At 42.4% G+C, this 18,974-nt stretch carries 14 protein-coding genes and 1 tRNA gene; 4 read left to right on the top strand and 11 right to left on the bottom strand.

The window, feature by feature from the left end; all coding sequences use genetic code 11:
- Window positions 1–139 precede the first annotated feature (139 nt).
- The gene (locus tag EXT43_RS05785; RefSeq protein ID WP_130166550.1) at window positions 140–2,620 is read left to right on the top strand and encodes a PilZ domain-containing protein; all 2,481 of its coding nucleotides are present in this window, start codon (window positions 140–142) and stop codon (window positions 2,618–2,620) included.
- Here EXT43_RS05785 and serB read toward each other — a convergent pair.
- Entirely contained in the window at window positions 2,603–3,622 is a 1,020-nt protein-coding gene (serB, locus tag EXT43_RS05780; RefSeq protein WP_062564890.1) for a phosphoserine phosphatase SerB, read from the bottom strand. The two genes, EXT43_RS05785 and serB, sit on opposite strands and share 18 nt — an antisense overlap.
- 125 nt (window positions 3,623–3,747) lie before the next feature.
- On the opposite strand from serB, the gene EXT43_RS05775 reads away from it, so the two are divergent.
- Window positions 3,748–4,368: an AhpA/YtjB family protein gene (locus EXT43_RS05775; protein WP_054560826.1), complete on the top strand. Its 621-nt coding sequence runs from the start codon at window positions 3,748–3,750 to the stop codon at window positions 4,366–4,368.
- Here the strand turns inward: EXT43_RS05775 and EXT43_RS05770 are convergent.
- The 4 genes from EXT43_RS05770 to prfC form a co-directional block, all read right to left on the bottom strand.
- Window positions 4,335–5,108: a TatD family hydrolase gene (locus tag EXT43_RS05770; RefSeq protein ID WP_130166549.1), complete on the bottom strand. Its 774-nt coding sequence runs from the start codon at window positions 5,106–5,108 to the stop codon at window positions 4,335–4,337. The two genes, EXT43_RS05775 and EXT43_RS05770, sit on opposite strands and share 34 nt — an antisense overlap.
- On the bottom strand, window positions 5,109–5,747 hold the full coding sequence (gene pdxH, locus EXT43_RS05765; protein ID WP_055020972.1) for a pyridoxamine 5'-phosphate oxidase: 639 nt from the start codon (window positions 5,745–5,747) through the stop codon (window positions 5,109–5,111).
- Window positions 5,748–6,419: 672 nt separating this feature from the next.
- Window positions 6,420–8,162, bottom strand: a complete 1,743-nt coding sequence (gene argS, locus EXT43_RS05755) for an arginine--tRNA ligase (protein WP_130166547.1) — start codon at window positions 8,160–8,162, stop codon at window positions 6,420–6,422.
- A 61-nt stretch (window positions 8,163–8,223) separates the two neighbouring features.
- On the bottom strand, window positions 8,224–9,807 hold the full coding sequence (prfC, locus tag EXT43_RS05750; RefSeq protein ID WP_054551232.1) for a peptide chain release factor 3: 1,584 nt from the start codon (window positions 9,805–9,807) through the stop codon (window positions 8,224–8,226).
- 251 nt (window positions 9,808–10,058) lie between these two features.
- Between prfC and EXT43_RS05745 the strand changes: the two genes are divergently transcribed.
- Window positions 10,059–12,713, top strand: a complete 2,655-nt coding sequence (locus EXT43_RS05745; protein ID WP_055020975.1) for a hybrid sensor histidine kinase/response regulator — start codon at window positions 10,059–10,061, stop codon at window positions 12,711–12,713.
- On the opposite strand, the gene rimI is transcribed toward EXT43_RS05745, so the two are convergent.
- The 5 genes from rimI to guaB all read right to left on the bottom strand — a co-directional run bounded on the left by rimI (window position 12,710) and on the right by guaB (window position 16,884).
- Window positions 12,710–13,156: a ribosomal protein S18-alanine N-acetyltransferase gene (rimI, locus tag EXT43_RS05740; RefSeq protein ID WP_054551230.1), complete on the bottom strand. Its 447-nt coding sequence runs from the start codon at window positions 13,154–13,156 to the stop codon at window positions 12,710–12,712. The genes EXT43_RS05745 and rimI overlap by 4 nt on opposite strands.
- The gene (locus tag EXT43_RS05735) at window positions 13,143–13,445 is read right to left on the bottom strand and encodes a hypothetical protein (protein ID WP_063528471.1); all 303 of its coding nucleotides are present in this window, start codon (window positions 13,443–13,445) and stop codon (window positions 13,143–13,145) included. Before EXT43_RS05735 ends, rimI begins: the two co-directional genes overlap by 14 nt.
- A 68-nt stretch (window positions 13,446–13,513) precedes the next feature.
- Window positions 13,514–13,590 (bottom strand) — tRNA-Trp (locus EXT43_RS05730).
- A 146-nt stretch (window positions 13,591–13,736) separates the two neighbouring features.
- A complete protein-coding gene (gene guaA / locus EXT43_RS05725; RefSeq protein WP_054551226.1) occupies window positions 13,737–15,314 on the bottom strand; it encodes a glutamine-hydrolyzing GMP synthase in 1,578 nt (525 codons plus the stop codon).
- Window positions 15,315–15,414: 100 nt separating this feature from the next.
- Entirely contained in the window at window positions 15,415–16,884 is a 1,470-nt protein-coding gene (gene guaB, locus EXT43_RS05720) for an IMP dehydrogenase (RefSeq protein WP_054551225.1), read from the bottom strand.
- 134 nt (window positions 16,885–17,018) lie between these two features.
- Between guaB and xseA the strand changes: the two genes are divergently transcribed.
- Window positions 17,019–18,353, top strand: a complete 1,335-nt coding sequence (gene xseA, locus EXT43_RS05715) for an exodeoxyribonuclease VII large subunit (protein WP_130166546.1) — start codon at window positions 17,019–17,021, stop codon at window positions 18,351–18,353.
- Window positions 18,354–18,355: 2 nt separating this feature from the next.
- Here xseA and EXT43_RS05710 read toward each other — a convergent pair whose 3' ends face one another.
- Window positions 18,356–18,943 carry a hypothetical protein gene (locus EXT43_RS05710; RefSeq protein ID WP_130166545.1) on the bottom strand — a complete coding sequence of 196 codons (588 nt, stop codon included), beginning with the start codon at window positions 18,941–18,943 and terminating at the stop codon, window positions 18,356–18,358.
- Window positions 18,944–18,974: the final 31 nt, after the last annotated feature.

Genomic DNA, 18,974 nt, shown 5'->3' with positions numbered 1-18,974 from the left:
AAACTTTACAGTGCTTGCCATTTAATTGGCGAATACATATAACAATAACTAATAAAATAAAAAACTAGTTACACTGCTTTGGCTTTCAATAGCACGCTAGTATACCTACTTTTTTAGATAGACGGTGATGGTTTTATAAATGGCTGAAGACATACTGCTTAAATATGAAAGCCTAGTTGAAGAACTAAAGGCACATTTAGGCACTCCCCAGTTCGACAAACTGTTTAAATCAAAAACAGCTAGCTTAACTAAGCCAGAGCAGTTTCTGATCAAAATGGAAATGTCGCGCTTATCTCAGCCTGTAGCACGCTTTATTGATTTACGTGGCCAGGTAACCGGCCAAGTCAAACCCTACGAATATGATGGTAAGCAACACTTTATGGACGATACAGCCATTGAAGTGTTTGAAGATGCTATAAAGCGCCACGGTGGTTACACCCTTGCCGTTTACGAAGCGGTAATGAATACCGAAAACAATCACCGCGTAATGCAAAAAAAAGCCGCTGAACAAGCTTTAACTGACGATAGTAGCACGACAGAACAGTCAGCCAAGGTCATTAAGTTTGCATCCTATGAAAGTCGCCGCGAAGAGCGGATGAACTACTCAATTAAAATTACCGTTGAACTAGACAAAGACAATAAGGTTGCCGCTTCTACCTCTGATATCTCTTTAAGTGGCGCAAAAATCAAGTTAGCACCACGGTATAAAGTTAAAAAAGGCCAATTAATTGGTCTGCGCTTAGTTGGCCTAGAGCAAGATTTTGAACTGGGCTTAAAAAACGGAATTCAATACGAAGTGGTTGCGGTAGAAAAAGTATCCCGTGAATACAACCATGTACGCTTAAAGCGCACCTTTATTGAAAATAATGATAAGTTTGATGAGTTCTTAGAAAGCTTTATTCACGGTAATAAACGTCGCTATAAAGTGAACTTAGACAATACCTTAGATGCGGTTGTATCGAAAGGCTACGAGCAATACTACATTCCACGTGTTACCTCGCTTTATACTTTTTTGAGCTTACAAGGCGACAAGCTTTATCCTAGCCTTGCGTTAACCACAGAAAATAACATTTTTATTCAGCGCTATTTTTGTGATGAGCGTAAGTTGTCATGCTTATATAGCATTATCAATCAACAACGTTTAGGTCACTTGCTCAGTTCACCAGATGCGGTAAAAGAAGAATACCTGTACACCTTCACTCATACCGTTGCTGGCAAGATTTATTACTACTCAGCTACGCGAACTGAGCTTGATAGCCAACCACAACTGAGAGATTTATTTTTCGGCTTTGGTAGCCAAAAAGACAGTTGGCAATGCTTTAAGCTTCAATTGATGCCAAGCCATCCGGAAGATTCGTATATTCCGCTGTCGCTGCCCAGCAGTGCTGGCAAAAACATCGAAAAACTTAATAAGCCACCGACACCACGGGTGCAGGGGTTGATTAAAGATGTTAAATATCTACTGATTTTGACCTCGGTGGGTACTAAGTTTGAACAACAAACATACCAACAGCTTGATTATAATAAAGATGCGGTAAACCAACTTAAACAGTTTGGTCACAGTAAGCATAAAACGCCTCCTCATTTAGAGCCTGTGGCGCTTGAGTATGTGAACCTTCGTGCTCATAAACGCTATTTATACAAAACAGCTATCAGCATTGAACATCATGAGCAATCAATTACAGGCCATACTCGTGATTTATCTGTGATGGGCTTGCAAATTGAATGCGACCAACCGGTTGAGTTCAAAAAAGGCGATATCATCAAACTAAACTTGCCTGATTTGCAAAAAATTACCAAAAAGCACGATTTAACAAATCTGGCTTATGAAGTAATGGCTATAAGTAAATCACTGACAACGGTAAATTTAAAAGTGCATAAAGTTGGTGACTTACCGCATATGGCGATTAAGTTTTTCACCGTATTAATCGATAACAACAAAGACAAATTACGTGTTTGTGAAGAAACCCCTAAAATTCCGGGGCTATCAACTGCACTCAGAAATATGGTGACCAAAAGCGTATGCCAATTCCCGTTTTATTTACATAAAGAAGCTGCCCACTTTAAAGCTGGTGCTATTGGCCAAGGCTTATATCCAAGCCCTCTTCATGTACTACTACAAAATTTTGCGTTATTGAACGAAACAACCAGCATCGACGGATTCTTATCAACGGATCAAATTACAGAAGTGATCACCCCGTTGATCAAAGACCGTAGTCGCCAAGATCCACCTCTGCCATTTACTCTATTTGTTCGCTTTGATCCGCGCCAAGCCGAAATAAGCGATGCAATTACCAGCCGCTGTATTAGTGAAGATGATTACAAACCACAAACTTTGTTTGTGAAAAAAGCGCTGAAAAACGATTTAGTCTTTGTATTTCGTTTATATGTATCACGAACTGGCCGCCCAGATATTGATTACTTAGCGAATGAACTCAAATATATTAGTCAGTACGCATTACATAAAGCAAAAGACTTAGAAGAAGCACTATGGGCAGTAGCTGGTGTGGGTGATTTAATTGATATAACCGAAGAAGCGCTTACCCATTTTGATATTGACCGAAGGCTGATCAATGAAATGAGTAAACGCAAAGCGACTTGGTTAAAGCGAGTAATCTAACGGTAGAGAGAGTAAGTAAGCAACTTGCAGTAATGAGCCTTCATTAATTGCAGTTTGTGCTTGCTCAACTACTTTAGGTTTACCATGCACAGCAACACCAAGCCCTGCCGCAGCCATCATTTTCAAATCGTTCGCACCATCACCCATAGCAACAGTTTGGCGGTTGTTTAAGGTAAGCTTTTGTTCGATTCGTTTAAGTACACGGGCTTTTTCCTCAGCATCAACAATCGTGCCTATGACCTTGCCTGTTAAACGGTTATCTTTAAACTCAAGGGTATTGGCGTGCACTTCATCTAAATCTAGCAGTGACTGTACTTGCTCAGCAAATGGCACAAAACCACCTGATGCAATAGCTAAATGCCAGTTATGCGTTTTTAGGTATTGGCATAACTCACTCACGCCCGGCATTAGCGGTAAACGCGCTTTTAAGCCATCAATTAAATCTACATCGATGCCCTCAAGCTTCGCGACACGCTGTTTTAAGCTTTGTGCAAAGTCTAGCTGACCAGCCATTGCTTGCGCGGTCACAGCAGCAACTTCATCATACACATCGGCAAGACGCGCAATTTCGTCGATACACTCAATAGTAATGGCTGTTGAGTCCATATCCATCAGCAATAAACCTGGTTCATTCACTGTGGGTGGATTAGTTAATTGCACCAATTGAATACCCAATTGCTTAGCAAACTCAACTAATACCAAAGGGCTTAGTGCTGTTGTTGTATCGCTATGAAAGCTCCACGCTACTGGCATGTCTGAGATTGGCTGATAACAACAAAGCGATAAATTGCTAAACCCTTGCGCTGCTAAAAAATCGCTAATAGCAAGTAATTGCTCAGCATTAAGCTCATTACCAAAGGCAACACTGAACACGCCTTGATTTGCTTTTGGCGTAAAGTCTGTTGTAATAAGGTGTTTGTTTTCAATTTTATACCAGCAATTTAGGCTGATTTGTTCTGCTAAATTTGCTGAAGGTGTAGCAGCTAAGCTAAGCTGTGACATAGTGGCTCCACATTAGACTTATGTCTGTCCTTGGTCGTGCATTTGGCACTCGCACTCAAGGGGCTGTTAAAGTTATCATGTTGTACCATCAAATTTAAAAGCTGTCAGTAACGTATACGGTGACTATGAAAAATAACCAACTTAAAATTCCCTTTTCAGCCACTTATCGCCAACGTGTTGTGCGCTTGAGCTTGGCTGCAGCCTGTTTTGTGCTGTTAAGTTGGGTTGCCATGAATAGTAGCTTTCAAAGCCACCAATTACTTTATGATAGTGCTGACAGCACCGCGATAAGCTTAACCAAGTTTATGGCACTAAATGCAAAAACCCCACTGCAAGAAAAAAACAAACCAGAGTTAAATGCTTTGTGTAATCATATTGCTGAAGATGAGTATGTTTTAGCGGCAACGATTTACGATCAACAAGGTATTCAAATTGCGGCCAGCGATAATTGGCAAAGTCACCACACTTTTGGTTTATTACCCGACTCAACGCCGGGTATCAGCAAACTTAAAACTCCATTTGTAGAGCCGGTGATAAGTGATGATGAAAGGCCAATTGGCTTTGTGTCGATTACCTATTTAACGCAGGCTTCTATTGCGACCAGTCACAGTAGTTTTCATGATTTAGGTCGCCAAGTGTTATTAATGTTAGTGATCACCTGTATTTTTACTTGGCAGTTAGGCCGCGGCTTAAAACACTGGCAAATCAACCGTTACATCAAAAAAAGTGCAGAGCAAGAATCATAGAGTTCAGCAGCCAATTGCTGCTTTGTATCGCCTGTAACGCCTTTAAGTTCACATAGATGAGCAAACACATCCCGCACCTTAAGAGGTGTATTAACCTGCCCTTGAAAACCAGCTAGCGGCATTGATGGCGAGTCGGTTTCAAGCACTAAATACTGGGGTTCAATTGTACTTATAACTTTACGAGTTTTAGCAGCGCGCGGGTAACTAATCACGCCACCAACACCAAGCTTAAACCCTTGTTTAATATAACTATGAGCTTGTTGCTCTGAACCTGAAAAGGCATGAATAACACCTCCATACTTTGGCTTGCAGCGCTTAAATGAGCGAGCAATTAAGTCATGGCTTTGTCTGTGATGTACAATCAGTGGTAAAGCGAGTTGGTTGGCAAGCTCTATCTGCCCTTCAAAAAGCTGCGTTTGTTTATCGAGGTTGTCGATACTGCGATCAAGTCCGCACTCACCGATGGCAATAAACTGCCCAGTATGGGTTTTCGCTAATTGATCTAGTTCAGCGAGGTGATGAGCTTGGTGGTCAGATAAAAAATAAGGATGTAAGCCTAAAGCAACTGATATACTTGGCTCTGATTTAGCAAAAGAGAATAGTTTTGTAGATTGTGCCAAGCTCACACCCGGCACAATAAAATGCTCGATCCCTACTTGCTTGCATGCCTTGATGAGCTCTTCGCGAGTCTCATCAAATTCGCTAAAATCAAGGTGGCAATGGGAATCGATAAAACGCATTTACGGATTTAAACGACCAAACTGCCAACTACCGTCGGCTTGGCGTTGATACATAAAGCGGTCGTGTAAGCGGTGTGCACCACCTTGCCAAAATTCGATTTTTGTAGGCTCAACACAATAGCCTCCCCAAAAATCAGGCAGTGGAATTTCACCCTCAGAAAACTTTTGCTTCATTTTCGCAAATGTTTCCATTAGTACCTTACGCGATGACACAGGACGACTTTGCTGAGATGCCCATGCAGCTAACTGGCTTTCTTTAGGACGCGATAAAAAGTACTTAGCCACAGCCGTTGTTGGTAAAGGTTTAGCTTCACCATAGACAATGACTTGTCGCTCCATGTGGTGCCACGGAAAGTGGAGAGAAATTTTGTTATTACCTTTAAGCTCTTGCGCCTTGCGCGAGCCAGTATTGGTAAAAAACACAAAGCCATTTTCATCAAGATGCTTTAACAGCACAATACGCTGTGAAGGCTGACCATGTTCATCAACCGTTGCGACGACCATCGCCGTAGGATCAGGCAAATTAGTGGCAACAGCTTGCTCAAGCCATTTTTCAAACTGCTTGATTGGAGACGCATCAAGCATATCTTCAGATAAACCATCCTGTAAATATTCACGGCGAATATCTTCAAGTTTCATAAAATTCCCTCTATCGCTACTATCAGCTATCAGCTATCAGCTATCAGCTATCAGCTATCAGCTATCAGCTATCAGCTATCAGCTAAAGATTAATCAAGGTTATTGAGCTGTCAATTTTGTTGGGTTTCGCTGCGCTCTACCCAACCTACGAAGCTAGGCTCTAGGTTCTAGGTTCTAGGTTCTAGGTTCTAGGTTCTAGGTTCTAGGTTCTACAAGCTACTCCCCTAGCGCCTAGAGTCTAGGGCCTTCGATTTATGTTGGGTTTCGCTACGCTCTACCCAACCTACGAAGCTATGAGCTCTTAAACTTTCTGCAAGTGTAGGAGTGCTTTAAAAGCGAACTACACGAAGCAGAATTCACCTAAGTAATTTAGCCTAAGACAAGGCGGAAAACCGACTTATCCCTTTGAGTTCTTAAACTTTCTGCAAGTGTAGGAGTGCTAGCAAGGCAATGAGTTTATTTATGCCAAGGAGCATACGTGTTTTGTATGTGACTTAGGCTAAATAAACTCATTAACGCAGCTAAAGCGAACTACACGAAGCAGAATTCACCTAAGTAGTTTAGCCTAAGACAAGGCGGAAAACCGACTTATCCCTATGAGCATACGTGTTTTGTATGTGATTAGGGTCAGTCGGTTTGACAACGCAGTATTAGGTTAAAATACGACGGTGATTACATTTGCTCCATGACTTCGATACCTAAAAGGTCTAACCCTGATTTCAGTGTCTTAGCAACCAAATTACACAGTACTAAACGGCTGTCACGAACACTTGGCTCTACGCCTTCTTTTAGAACTGGGCATGCTTCGTAGAACGTCATGTATAGGCTTGCTAGTTCGTATAGGTATCCACATAATACGTGCGGTGTCGCTTCGCTGATCATTAGATCAAGTACTTCTTCTAGCTGAAGAAGTTTAAGCGCCAGCGCTTTTTCTTGTGGCTCGTTGATTGCAACGTCAGCTGTTAATGAGGCAGCATCGATACCTGATTTACGGAAAATACTGCGAACACGTGTATATGCATATTGTAAGTATGGCGCTGTCGCACCTTCAAAGCTCAGCATTGTGTCCCAGTTGAAGATATAGTCGCTGGTACGGTGCTTAGAAAGATCCGCATATTTTACTGCGCCAATACCTACTTTACGGGCAATTTCGCTACGCTCTTCGTCGCTTAAATCTGACTCACGCTCAGCAAGCTTAGCTGCGGCACGAGTGATAGACTCTTCAAGTAAGTCAGCAAGTTTAACGGTACCGCCAGTACGAGTTTTGAATGGCTTACCATCTTCACCCATCATGGTGCCGAATGGGCAGAATTCATAACTTGTTTCATCACGTAATAAACCTGCTTTACGTGCTGTTAGCTCAACTTGATTGAAGTGTAAGCTTTGACGTGCATCTACAAAGATTAAGATGCGATCAGCACCCAATTTATTTGAACGGTAATCACAAGCTGCTAAGTCAGTTGTTGCATATAAGAAACCACCACCTGATTTCTGTACGATAAACACTGAAGGCTCGCCGTCTTTATTAGCAAGTTCATCTAAGAACACCACTTGTGCGCCATCAGACTCAACGGCAATGTTTTTGTCTTTTAATAGTGCGATGATGTTTGCAAGTTCGCTGTTGTAAGCACTTTCGGCCATGATGTCATCTTGCGTAAGTGTTACGTTTAGACGCTTATAAACTTCTTCAGAATGCTTTACAGAAGTGGCAATGAATAACTTCCAAAGTTTTTCACAGTGTGCGTCGCCGCCTTGTAATTTAACAACGTAATTACGGGCTTTGTCGGCAAACCCTTCTTCATCATCAAAGCGTTTTTTTGCATCACGATAGAAGGTTTCAAGATCGGCCAGCGCTACAGACTCTAAGTCTACGCCTTGGTTGATTTGATCTTCTAAGTGCGCGATTAACATACCAAACTGAGTACCCCAGTCACCCATGTGGTTTTGACGAACAACTTCATCACCACGGAACTCAAGGGCACGAACAACCGCATCACCAATGATGGTTGAACGTAAATGACCTACGTGCATTTCTTTAGCAAGGTTAGGTGATGAGTAATCAACAACTACTTTTTGTGCTGTTGCATGTGGCGCAACTGCTAGCTTTTCGTCTTCGTTTGCCGCTTTTAAGCTAGCTGATAAAAACTCAGGCTTTAAGTGAATGTTGATAAAACCTGGGCCCGCGATTTCAGTTTTTTCAGCGATATCTGCAAGGTCTAGGTTATCAATAATTTTTTGTGCAAGTTCACGTGGGTTTGATTTTAATTTTTTAGCCGCGCCCATTGCGCCATTGATTTGGTAATCACCAAACTGTGGACGTGTGCTTTGTGTTACCGCTGGATTAGTGTCTTCAGGTAACCCTGCTGCAACCATAGCAGCAATTGCTTTGTCGATTAAAAGAGTACGAATATTCATTGTAATTTTTACCTTTATGGCCCGCTGTACGGGCACTTAAATTTGAAGCAGACTTAGCGTATTAGTTTTCGCGCGTATGGTTAAACTTGATATCTGGATAGCGTTCCATCGACAAGTTTAGGTTTACACGGCTTGGCGCGATATAAGTAAGGTTATCGCCACCATCAAGCGCTAAGTTGCTTTCGCACTTACGCTTAAACTCTTCAAGCTTTTTGGTATCGTCTGAGCTTACCCAACGTGCAGTGTTAACACTCACACCTTCGTAAATCGCATCAACGTTGTATTCTGCTTTTAAGCGCGCAACAACTACGTCAAACTGTAGTACACCGACCGCACCAACGATAAGGTCGTTATTAATAAGCGGTCTAAATACTTGCACAGCACCTTCTTCAGATAACTGAACTAAGCCTTTTAACAATTGCTTTTGTTTTAATGGATCTTTTAAGCGAATACGACGGAATAATTCTGGCGCGAAGTTAGGAATACCACCAAACTTCATTTTTTCACCTTGCGTGAAGGTATCACCAATTTGAATTGTGCCGTGGTTGTGTAAACCAATAATGTCACCTGCGTAAGCATCTTGCGCTCGCTCACGGTCACCGGCCATAAAGGTTACCGCATCAGAAATACTGACTTGCTTACCAATACGTACATGGTTCATCTTCATACCTTGGCTATATTTGCCAGATACAATACGCATAAAGGCGATACGGTCACGGTGTTTAGGGTCCATGTTCGCTTGGATTTTAAATACGAAACCAGAGAAGTTATCTTCAGTTGCCGCAACTTGGCGGTCTTCTGTTTCACGTGGTAATGGCGCAGGAGCCCACTCAGTTAAGCCATCAAGAACATGGTCAACACCAAAGTTACCAAGTGCTGTACCAAAGTAGACTGGTGATAATTCGCCAGCTAAGAACAGATCTAAATCAAACTCGTGTGATGCACCAATTACCAGCTCTAGCTCTTCACGAAGCTGCTCAGCAAGTTCGCTACCAATCGCCGTATCAAGCTCAGGGTTATCTAAACCTTTAATAACGCGAACTTCTTGAATTGTGTGGCCTTGACCTGTGCTATACAAAATCGTTTCTTCACGGTGAATGTGGTAAACACCTTTAAACTCTTTACCACAACCAATTGGCCAAGTTACCGGCGCACAGGCAATGTTTAGCTCAGTTTCAACTTCGTCTAATAACTCCATTGGATCACGAATATCACGGTCACACTTATTCATAAAAGTTACGATAGGTGTGGTACGTAAGCGTGTTACTTCCATTAATTTACGAGTACGATCCTCAACACCTTTCGCTGCGTCGATGACCATTAGGCATGAGTCAACCGCAGTCAGTGTACGATAAGTATCTTCAGAGAAGTCTTCGTGTCCCGGAGTATCAAGTAAGTTAACTAGACGCTCATTGTAAGGAAATTGCATAACAGACGTGGTTACCGAGATACCACGTTCTTTTTCCATTTCCATCCAGTCTGATTTTGCGTGCTGGTTTGAGCCACGACCCTTTACGGTACCCGCTTTTTGAATCGCTTGTCCGAATAACAGAACTTTTTCTGTAATAGTGGTTTTACCCGCATCCGGGTGCGAGATGATCGCAAAGGTGCGTCGTTTATTAATTTCGGTAGTTAAATTAGACATGTAAGCTGCTTTTAGTCATAACAAAGCGCACTTAACTGCCTTATAAATTATAAAGCTCGGTGCGCACTGTAAAAATAAAATAGAATTGCCGAGCATTATACCTTGTTTGTCTTAGCCAAAAAAGCAGCGATTGTAAGTAATTATTCACCTTTCGTTGAGGATTTTCGTTGTTCACTTTTTTGCTAAGCTTGTGTAATCAAGTTGTAACGCATACTATTGATAAATTGCACGGAGGGATATCAATTTAGGTCATGAAAACCAGTAAGCTCAGTATTCGATTATTATGGTATATCACACCATTAGTGATCTTACCTTTGTTGTTTTTAGGTGGCTTTACGTTAACCAATGTGACCAATTCAACAAAAAAACAAGCTGAGCTGATTGTCAGTCGCTTTGTTGAGCAACAGCAGCAAAAAATCTTCAATTACATTGACTCATTTCACTCGATTACCCGCTTGCTTTCGACTTCCCCTGTATTGGCAGATTTTTTAGCCCGCGAACCTGAATCAAAAAACCAATACATTGAACGCCTTGGCGAGTTAATGAATGTATTTGCAAGCTATTCAGAAGCTTATCCTGACATTGTAAGTATTAACTATGTTGCCCCAGATGGTAAAAGCGATGCATTTTATTCAAGCCAATTAACCCCTGCGCCGAAAAGTTACCCGTTTTTTGATCAAGTACTGCAATCAAATTTGCGCCAACAGCAATTTATGATCTCCAAAGAAGATGGCTCAACTAGCCTGTATTTTGTGCACCCAATTTATAATATCGATTACTACTTAAAACAGCCGCAGCAACTTGGGTTTATTGTTGTTCATGTTGAACCATCGATATTAAATGCCAGTATTTTAGAAGCGCCATTTAATAACACTCTAAATTTGTTTTTGACCACTAAAGGGCAAATTTTATTTAGCTCAGACTATGACCTACGCGGCAGTTACCTAAGTGAATACGAACTTGAACAAATTAAGAGTTTGGCCGATTACGGCAAACTAGCCAGTATTGAGCTGTCGAGTATCGATAAAGAAGAGCGCATCATCTACGCTGTACAAATGACCGACGGTGATTATTTTATCTCTACCACTCCCAAAGATTTGCTATATCAGTCTGGTAAAGCCATCAGTTTAATTACTGCATTAATTGTTATTATTTCGGTGATTTCACTGCCTATTTTGATCTACATTGTGGTGCGCAACTTACTACTTACCCCAGTCGAATTATTAGGGGCTGCAAGTCATCGAGTTGGTGATGGTGACTTATCTGTATACCTACCCGCTCATACAAACGATGAAGTAGGTGTGCTTTTCAACGACTTTAACCACATGGTGAACCAAATTCGTCATTACCAAGATGAGCTTGAAGAATATAAACATCACCTAGAAGAAAAAGTAGAGAGCCGTACTAAAGCCCTCGAAGCGATGAATAGCAAGCTAGAAGTAGCCATTGCGCAAGCTGAGCAAGCAAACCAACTGAAAAGCCGCTTTTTAGCGAATATGAGTCATGAAATTCGTACCCCACTTACCGCAATTATGGGCTTCACAGAGCAACTTCTGCACAACAAAGATGCGGTGAATGATGAGCAGCATTTAAGCACTATTTTACGTAACTCTAAGCACTTGCTTGAGCTCATCAATAACATTCTTGATTTATCAAAAATTGAAGCTGAAAAACTCGCCGTTGAGCGCGGGCCATGTAATGTAGTGCAGCTTATTCATGATATTGATTCGATTATTCGACCACTGGCTAATGAGAAGCAACTGGCGTTTAATATCAACTACAAGCTACCAATACCCAAAACTATTAATAGCGATACCACACGTTTAAAACAAATCTTGATCAATATTGCCAGTAATGCAGTCAAGTTCACTGAGAAAGGCAGTATCTCGATTGATATTAGCTACAACAGCGAAAAGCAGCATTTACAATTTGCGATTCAAGATACCGGTATCGGTATGTCAGAGCGCGAAGTCGAGCGGGTATTTAAACCGTTTGAACAAGCCGATGCGACGACAACTCGCCGCTTTGGCGGTACGGGTCTTGGCTTGTGTATATCGAAGAACTTAGCCCAGTTATTGGGTGGTGATGTACAACTGATTAGTGAACCTGGAAACGGCAGTTGTTTTACCGTACAAGTTGCTGCTCACTTAAATGCCGAACAGCTTAAGTACGAGGCCTTTATTCATAGCTATGAGCAACTATCGCCAAGTAAAGACGTTCAGCTTTCATTTGCAGCAAACAGTTTTGATGCCAATATACTAGTGGCCGAAGATAACCCAGATAACCAGTTGCTGATCAAACTGCTGTTACAAACTTGGGGGCTTGAGCCTGACATCGCGAAAAACGGTGCTGAAGCAGTAGAAATGGCATTAGTTAATGATTATCAGCTGATCATCATGGATATGCAGATGCCAGTCATGGGCGGCTTAGAAGCAACGCAAATGCTACGTCACGCAGCCTATGATGGCCCTATCATTGCGCTTACGGCCAATGTAATGAAAACCGATGTTGACACCTACATTGAAGCGGGCTGTGATGAAGCACTCGCCAAACCAATCGACAAAGATGCTCTAGAGCAAGTGCTTGTAAGCTACTTACACATTGAAAAGGATAGTCAAAACAAGTGGGAGAACTTACTGAAGAGTGAAAAATTCCAACAAATTAACGACAACTATCGCTCAAAACTACCTGATTACTTAAGCCAAGTTGTGCAGTTGTATCGCGCTAAAGAATGGGAAGCCCTACGCTCATTAGCACACAGCTTAAAAGGCAGTGCGGGGTGTTTTAGTTTTGAGGCCATTCATAAGACAGCTGGTCAGCTTGAAAATGCGCTACGCAGTAATCAAACTGAACAGGTAGAGCAATGCTACGATGCACTTATCAATGCCCTTGAAGAAGCATCTTAAAGGCTAAAGCTCATCCCCATTAAAATAGCGTCTTCGTTGCCTGTCGCGGTTGGATAGTAGTTCTTGCGTACCGACATATGTGAAAACCCAGCACTTTCGTACAGGCCAATAGCAGGAGCATTCGACTCACGCACTTCTAAGAATAGGTTTTCAGCTTGGTGCTGCTCGCCGTGCTCAATAAATGCATTTAACAACTGCTTAGCAATGCCCTGCCCTTGATACTTCGGCGCAACACAAATATCCATTAAAGTGTAATCTGGGCCCGCTTGTTCACCGATATAAAAACCTAGCATCTCATCACCTTGAAAAGCGGCTAGGTTAAAATAACGCCCAGCTAAACACGACAGCATGGTTTTCTCTGTCCAAGGGTGACTATGGCAGGCGTTTTCGATAGCCATTAACTGGCTAATATAGGTTGCATCGACAGGTTTAAAGCTTATCAAGTTGTTCACCGATTAAAGACCAAAGTTGTTTTTTCTGTTCGCCATTGAGCTTATCGCTTGGTAAGCCTAAGCAGCCCTCTTGCCAGCTAATACTTGCTGTTTTAACGATTTGGGTAATTACTAACGGCGCAAATGCCTTTTCGAGGTCTTGGTGAAACTGTAACGGTAACGTCAGTGTTTCTTGTTGAGTGTTTGGCATCTGTTCGCCAGAAGTATCAGGCGCAGTTCGATAGTGTTGATTCAACTCTAAAGATTGTACAGAGAATATCGCAGCGTAACTTGGATTCATAACAACTCAATCATGATTAAGAGCAAGTAATATAGGGAGATTTGCGATTAAAGTAAAGAAGGAAGAAATGGCAGGGGCGGAGAGATTCGAACTCCCAACCGTCGGTTTTGGAGACCGCTGTTCTACCAATTGGAACTACGCCCCTGCAATGACGACGAATTATATAGAGCTTTTTTCAAAGGTAAAGTAAAAAAACACAGTTTTTAGTTTAACTGCTTCTTAAATAAACAAAACGGCGAATTAGCAAGCTAATTCGCCGTTTTTGTACCAATTCAGGTCAGAATAATAAAATTATTCCCACTCGATTGTTGCCGGTGGCTTACCTGAAATATCGTAAACAACACGAGAGATACCATCGATTTCGTTGATGATACGGTTAGAAACCACACCTAAGAACTCATAAGGTAAATGTGACCAACGTGCCGTCATAAAGTCGATTGTTTCTACACAACGTAGTGATACAACCCAGTCGTATTTACGCGCATCACCCATTACACCTACCGATTTAACTGGTAAGAATACAGTGAAGGCTTGACTTACTTTGTGATAAAGCTCAGCTTTGTGTAGCTCTTCGATGAAGATAGCATCTGCGCGACGTAGTAAGTCACAGTACTCTTTCTTGATTTCACCAAGTACACGAACACCTAAACCAGGCCCCGGGAATGGGTGACGGTAAAGCATGTCGTATGGTAGACCAAGCTCAAGACCAATTTTACGTACTTCATCTTTGAATAGCTCACGTAACGGCTCAACAAGGCCCATTTCCATGTCGTCTGGTAAACCACCTACGTTGTGGTGAGACTTGATTACGTGTGCTTTACCTGTTGCTGATGCAGCTGATTCGATTACGTCTGGGTAGATAGTACCTTGACCTAACCATTTAGCACTTTTCAGCTTTTTAGCTTGCTCGTCAAAAACTTTAATGAAGGTATGACCAATCGCTTTACGCTTATCTTCTGGGTCTGACTTACCCGCTAAGTCTGCTAAGAATTGATCTTCAGCATCTACTTTAACAATGTTTAGGCCAAACTTGTTACCGAACATGTCCATAACTTGCTGACCTTCGTTTAAACGAAGGAGACCGTTATCAACGAATACACACGTTAGTTTGTCGCCGATTGCACGGTGAATAAGCATGGCAACAACAGATGAATCAACACCACCTGATAAGCCTAAGATAACTTCGTCATCACCTACAGTTTCCTTAATACGCTCAATCGCATCGTCGATGATTTTAGCTGGTGTCCATAGCTTTTCACAGCCACAAATATCAATAGCGAAGCGCTCAAGTAAACGTAAACCTTGGTGAGTATGAGTTACTTCTGGGTGGAACTGTACGCCGTAAAAACGTTTTTCTTCCCAAGACATTGCTGCATGTGGACATGTTGAAGTTTTAGCAGTTGTTTTGAAAGTCTCTGGTACTTCCATCACTTTATCGCCGTGGCTCATCCAAACGTCTAGTACGCCTGCACCGCCGTCAGTAATGTGGTCTTCGATAGCATCGAATAACGCACAGTTACCTACTTTTTCAACTTGCGCATAACCAAACTCTTTCTTATCAGAGCTGTGTACGCTACCACCTAGTTGCGTTGCCATTGTTTGCATGCCGTAACAGATACCAAGTACTGGAACGCCTGCGTTAAATACATACTCAGGAGCACGTGGGCTGTTTTCAAGTGTTGTAGACTCAGGGCCACCCGACAAAATAATACCTTGTGGATTAAATTCGCGGATTTGCTCTTCAGTTACATCCCATGCCCATAGCTCACAGTAAACACCAATCTCACGTATACGACGTGCGATTAACTGTGTGTATTGCGAACCAAAATCTAAAATGAGAATTCGTGAATCGTGAATGTCTTTGCTCATGGAGTATCTCGTTAGTCAGGAACTGCTCTCCCAAAGGGAGATGATCAATAAATTAGGGCTAGCAAATGCTAGCCCATGTAATTTCAATACCTTAAGGTAATTAACCTAAGCGGTAGTTTGGCGCTTCTTTAGTGATTTGCACGTCGTGAACGTGTGACTCACCCATACCAGCTGAAGTTACGCGAACAAATTGAGGTTTAGTATTTAACTCTTCAATTGTTGCACAGCCAGTTAAGCCCATTGCACTGCGTAGACCGCCCACCTGTTGGTGAATGATTGTCGCGATAGGACCTTTATAAGCAACACGGCCTTCGATACCTTCAGGAACAAGCTTGTCTGCTTCGTTCGATTTTTGGAAGTAACGGTCTGATGAACCTTCTTTTTGGTCCATCGCACCAAGGCTACCCATACCACGGTATGATTTGTAGTAACGACCTTGGTATAGCTCAACTTCACCCGGTGCTTCTTCAGTACCGGCTAACATTGAACCCACCATTACACATGATGCACCAGCAACAAGTGCTTTTACGATGTCACCAGAGAAACGGATACCACCGTCAGCAATAACAGGAATATCACGGCCTTTTAAGCCTTCAACTGCGTCAGAAATAGCAGTAATTTGTGGAACACCACAACCTGTTACGATACGAGTAGTACAGATAGAACCAGGGCCGATACCAACTTTAACAGCATCAACACCTGCATCAGCAAGGGCAATCGCGCCTTCAGCTGTTGCAACGTTACCTGCTACGATTTGTAGATCTGGGTATGCTTGACGTGTTTGTGCAACACGGTCGATAACACCTTGTGAGTGGCCATGTGATGTATCGATAAGTAATACGTCAACACCTGCTTCAACAAGTGCTGCGATACGCTCATCAGTACCCGCGCCAACACCAACAGCGGCACCTACACGTAGACGACCTTGCTCGTCTTTACATGCATGCGGCTTGTCTTGTGCTTTTTGATAATCTTTTACAGTGATCATGCCTTTCAGTTTAAATGCATCATCAACTACGAGAATTTTTTCGATACGGTGCTCGTGCATTAGACCTAAGATTTCATCACGGTCTGCACCTTCTTTAACAGTCACTAACGATTCTTTTTTCGTCATTACTGTAGAAACAGGTTGCTCAAGTTTCGTTTCAAAACGCATATCACGGCTTGTCACAATACCAACAAGGTTATTGTCAGCGTCGGTTACAGGGAAACCTGAAAAACCTTTGTCTTCTGAAAGCGCGATAGCATCAGCAATTGTAAGATCCGCAGTCACAGTAACAGGGAAAGAAACAATGCCCGCTTCGTAAGTTTTAACTTTACGAACGTTTTTAGCTTGCTCTTCAATTGTCATGTTTTTGTGGATGAAACCTAAACCGCCCTCTTGCGCTAAAGCAATCGCTAAGCGTGCTTCTGTTACAGTATCCATAGATGCTGAAACTAGCGGCAGGTTAAGATTGATACCACGCGTTAAGCGAGTTGAAATATTTGCCGTGTGTGGCAAAACAGTAGAATGACCTGGTACTAAAAGTACGTCGTCAAAGGTAAGAGCTTCTTTAGCGATTCTTAGCATAGTGCAACTTCTCACATGTGGATCTGAGTATAAGGAATTGCGGCCAAATTTTATCAGCGTTGTGAGCACGAGTAAATAAAATTATTCATTTATTTGTGTTAAAGTACACAGAGAATTTTTTACTGGGGTTTTTAATGGCTTTTACGCAATCAACACAGCCTGTTTACACGGTCTCGCGCCTAAATAAGGAAATTCGCCATGTTTTAGAACAAGGCTTTTCATCGCTTATCTTAAATGGTGAAATTTCTAACTTTATAGCCCCTGCGTCTGGACACTGGTACTTCACTTTAAAAGACGACCGAGCACAGGTAAAAGCGGCAATGTGGCGTGGCAATAATCGCGGCCAAACTTTTCGCCCGAGCAATGGTGCACAAGTAACTGTGCGTGCCCGCGTATCTTTATATGAACCTCGTGGTGATTATCAGCTGATTGTTGAGCATATGGCCCCTGCAGGTGAAGGCTTATTAAAACAAGAATTTGATGCGCTAAAAATGCGCTTAGCTGCCGAAGGTCTATTTAGCTCAGCCCATAAAAAACCATTACCAACCAATATTAATCGCGTTGGGGTAATCACCTCAGCCACAGGTGCGGCTATACGCGATATTCTAACGGTACTTAAACGCCGTGCTCCGCAGCTAGAAGTCGTGATTTACCCAGCTATGGTGCAAGGTGCAGATGCCCACAGCCAATTAATAGAAAAAATAAACATCGCCAATCAGCGCAACGAAGTAGATGTGCTTATATTAGGTCGTGGTGGTGGTTCACTCGAAGATTTGTGGTGTTTTAACCATGAGCAACTAGCTCGCGCTATTTTTGCAAGTCGCTTACCTATTGTTAGCGCTGTTGGTCACGAGGTCGATACCACAATCAGTGATTATGTTGCCGATATTCGCGCCGCAACACCTTCTGCAGCCGCCGAGCTAGTTAGTCCAAATACCGAAGAGCTACATAACAAAGTTACGCAGTTAGTTAGGCACTTAAATCATGCCTTTAAACACTCTTTAGCTGTAAAACGCAGTACTGCCACTCAATTTGAGCATCGCTTGCAGCTATGCCATCCCCGTAATCAACTCAATCAACAAGCGCAAAAACTAGATGAACTTAGTTTGGCCTTACACAGCGCAATGAGTGGCAAAATCCAGCGATATGAGCGAGTACTTGCTAACCTAACACCACGTTTGATGCAACGCTCACCCGAAAAGCAGTTAGCGAAAAGCGAGCATCAGCTCACGCAATTACATGCCCGTCTTACACAAGCGATGCAACAGCAACTTTCAAGTTCTCGAAACCAGCTTTCTTTACAAGCGAGTCGTTTAGATTCTGTGAGTCCACTTAGTGTGTTAGCTCGTGGTTACAGCATTACTAAAAACCAACAAGGTGGCGTAGTAAAATCGGTTAACAATGTAAGCGTAGGTGAGCTTATAACCACCGAGCTTGCTGATGGTCAACTGCAATCAAAAGTTGTATAAAATTACTCCGTGCTTGCAATGATTGTTAGACTATCGTCACTTGAGGTGGTGGAGGTAAATTTAAATTGCTTCCACCAGCTTTGCTCCATCATTTTATCGGTCATGTTGCGCCAATAATGGCTTGGCAAATCATCAACATCCTCTGGTTGCAATAGCTTAAACTGACACACAGAGCTTTTGCATGTTGAGACACTAAGCTGTGGTTGCACTGGTAAATCGGCCATGATTAAAAAATCACTCATAGCTGTTTCAACTTGGTAGGCCCAAGCCTCATCCCGAGATTGCTCTTCTAACAAGGTATAAAGTTCATCCAGGTGTGAGTCGATTTGCTGTGGAGGTATCGCACTTGAACGGTAACTAGCAATCACCGCTTGTTGATTTTCGACTTGTAACTTTAACTCTGCTATTTGTTGCTCAAGCTCACTTTTGCTAACAGCTGCTGAGCTATATGAATTAACTTCAGCGACTTGTTTATTAATAACAGGCGCTATGGCAGTGACTTGCTGCTCTGGTGCTTGAACTATTTGTTCTTCAACAAATTCTTGCTGATAAGTGTGTGGCTGTTGTGGAGTAGGTTGAAAAAGTGACATAGCGACAGCGCCACAAATAAATGACGCTGTA

This window comes from Pseudoalteromonas sp. CO109Y (genome assembly GCF_004208935.1).
GTDB lineage: Bacteria > Pseudomonadota > Gammaproteobacteria > Enterobacterales > Alteromonadaceae > Pseudoalteromonas > Pseudoalteromonas shioyasakiensis.
The sequence above is the reverse complement of the archived record's forward strand: the minus strand, read 5'-3'. Positions and strand labels throughout refer to the sequence as shown.

Excerpts from the sequence above, each read along its gene's own strand:
- guaB (WP_054551225.1), bottom strand. The coding sequence starts at position 16,884 with ATGCTAAGAATCGCTAAAGAAGCTCTTACCTTTGACGACGTACTTTTA.
- prfC (WP_054551232.1), bottom strand. The coding sequence starts at position 9,807 with ATGTCTAATTTAACTACCGAAATTAATAAACGACGCACCTTTGCGATC.
- EXT43_RS05770 (WP_130166549.1), bottom strand. The coding sequence starts at position 5,108 with ATGCGTTTTATCGATTCCCATTGCCACCTTGATTTTAGCGAATTTGAT.
- pdxH (WP_055020972.1), bottom strand. The coding sequence starts at position 5,747 with ATGAAACTTGAAGATATTCGCCGTGAATATTTACAGGATGGTTTATCT.
- EXT43_RS05785 (WP_130166550.1), top strand. The coding sequence starts at position 140 with ATGGCTGAAGACATACTGCTTAAATATGAAAGCCTAGTTGAAGAACTA.
- guaA (WP_054551226.1), bottom strand. The coding sequence starts at position 15,314 with ATGAGCAAAGACATTCACGATTCACGAATTCTCATTTTAGATTTTGGT.
- EXT43_RS05745 (WP_055020975.1), top strand. The coding sequence starts at position 10,059 with ATGAAAACCAGTAAGCTCAGTATTCGATTATTATGGTATATCACACCA.
- serB (WP_062564890.1), bottom strand. The coding sequence starts at position 3,622 with ATGTCACAGCTTAGCTTAGCTGCTACACCTTCAGCAAATTTAGCAGAA.
- EXT43_RS05735 (WP_063528471.1), bottom strand. The coding sequence starts at position 13,445 with ATGAATCCAAGTTACGCTGCGATATTCTCTGTACAATCTTTAGAGTTG.
- EXT43_RS05775 (WP_054560826.1), top strand. The coding sequence starts at position 3,748 with ATGAAAAATAACCAACTTAAAATTCCCTTTTCAGCCACTTATCGCCAA.
- xseA (WP_130166546.1), top strand. The coding sequence starts at position 17,019 with ATGGCTTTTACGCAATCAACACAGCCTGTTTACACGGTCTCGCGCCTA.
- argS (WP_130166547.1), bottom strand. The coding sequence starts at position 8,162 with ATGAATATTCGTACTCTTTTAATCGACAAAGCAATTGCTGCTATGGTT.
- EXT43_RS05710 (WP_130166545.1), bottom strand. The coding sequence starts at position 18,943 with ATGTCACTTTTTCAACCTACTCCACAACAGCCACACACTTATCAGCAA.